Raw genomic sequence first — 1,859 nt, 5'->3', positions numbered from 1 at the left:
GCGACGAAGGGCTCAAAGAAGGCGTCTGACCGGTGGTGCGGACGCACTGGTGGTCGAGATCGGGTTTCAGGAGATGAACCGAATGAAGTGGGACTTCAGGTCGAGCGTCTTTGACACCGAAGTGATCCGCTTGGCGGACACGGAAGAGAGAATCGTGCGCGGTGGGCGTGACCGCTTCCCCTTGCTGGCGAAGGCATTCGCTGGCGTGCGCCAGATCGGCGTGATCGGCTGGGGATCACAGGGCCCGGCGCAAGCACAGAATCTCAGAGAGTCGCTTGAAGGGACGGGCATTCGCGTCAAGGTAGGGCTTCGCGCTGGCAGCCGGTCCATCCAGTCCGCCGGAAAGGCTGCCTTCCGGTCCGAAGACGGAACCCTCGGCGAGATGTTCGACGTCGTGCGAGAGTCCGACCTGGTGCTTCTGCTGATCGCCGATGCGGCGCAGGCGGAGGAGTACCCCGCCGTGTTCAAGACGATGCGCCCCGGCACCACACTTGGCTTGTCGCACGGGTTTCTTCTTGGGCACATGGCGAACGACGGAACCTCCTTCCCGAAGAACATCAACGTCATCGGCGTCTGTCCCAAAGGCATGGGCCCGTCCGTCCGACGCCTCTATGTCCAGGGTAAGGAGCTCAACGGCGCTGGGATCAACGCCAGCTTCGCCGTCGAGCAGGACATCGACGGTCGGGCGACGGATCTGGCGATCGGCTGGTCGGTCGCTCTCGGATCGCCGTTCTCCTTCATCACAACGCTGGAAAACGAGTACCGGAGCGATATCGCGGGCGAACGCGCGATCCTGCTCGGAGCTGTACACGGCATCGTAGAAGCGCTGTTCCGGCGCTTCATCGACGTGCATGGGATGTCGGACGACGACGCATTCCAGCACTCGGCGGAGTCGGTCACGGGCCCGATCAGCCGAACCATTTCGCACGATGGCATCCTGGCGCTCTACCAGCGGCTCGGGGCTGCGGATCAGCAGACGTTCGCCCGCATGTACAGCGCGTCGTACCCGGTGCTCTACGGGCTGATCGCTGAGATCTACGACGAAGTGGCGTCGGGGAATGAGATCCGTTCCGTGGTGCTGGCGGGCAAGCGCCTCGAGAAGTACCCCATGGGGAACGTCGCCGGAACGCGTATGTGGCGTGTCGGCGAGGGCGTTCGGGCTCGCCGCGTCGAGGACGATATCCCGCTGAACGCCGAGACCGCCGGGCTCTACTGCGCGACGATGATGGCGCAGATCGATCTGCTGCTTGCCAAAGAGCATTCCTACAGCGAAGTGTGCAACGAATCCGTCATCGAAGCCGTCGACTCGCTGAACCCGTTCATGCACGCCAAGGGCGTCGACTACATGGTCGACAACTGCTCGACGACGGCGCGTCTGGGAACGCGCAAGTGGGGCCCGCGGTTCGACCATCTGATTCAGCAGGAGAGCTTCACGCGTTTCGACGCCGGTCAGGCAGTCGACGAGAGGCTGATGCAAGCGTTCCAGAGCCATCCGGTTCACGGCGCGCTCGCGGTTTGCGCTGAGCTTCGACCTCCCGTGGATATCTCCGTCCCCGTCTGACGCTGCGCCGCACTGCCGGGATGTCACGGTACAAGTGAACGCCTTCCCGGCGGGCCCAGCCCGCTGAGAAGGCGTTCGGGGACATCTCGATTGTCTTCTTCGTTCGACGCGAAATGCTGTCGCAGCACGTTCCTCAATGATCAGTAGGCGCGAGGAGCGGCTCTGCGTCGTGACTTAGTGTCTATCTCAATCGACGAAGGCAGTTATCCGATAGTCTCCTGTGAGTTCGTCGATTCAGGCGTCTATCGCGTGCAAACGACCGACGATGCCAAGCCGGAACCCAAGCCGGAACCGACGA

At 62.8% G+C, this 1,859-nt stretch carries 1 protein-coding gene; it reads left to right on the top strand.

The window, feature by feature from the left end; translation table 11 throughout:
- Positions 1-82: 82 nt before the first annotated feature.
- Positions 83-1,561: a ketol-acid reductoisomerase gene (locus FJZ36_19235; protein MBM3217034.1), complete on the top strand. Its 1,479-nt coding sequence runs from the start codon at positions 83-85 to the stop codon at positions 1,559-1,561.
- Positions 1,562-1,859 lie beyond the last annotated feature (298 nt).

This window comes from Candidatus Poribacteria bacterium, from assembly GCA_016866785.1.
Taxonomy (GTDB): domain Bacteria; phylum Poribacteria; class WGA-4E.
Note: the sequence above shows the minus strand (reverse complement) of the source record. Positions and strands in the feature narration are given on the sequence as shown.

What these genes read in the sequence shown, in the direction of transcription:
- FJZ36_19235 (MBM3217034.1), top strand. Translation starts at nt 83, where the DNA reads ATGAAGTGGGACTTCAGGTCGAGCGTCTTTGACACCGAAGTGATCCGC.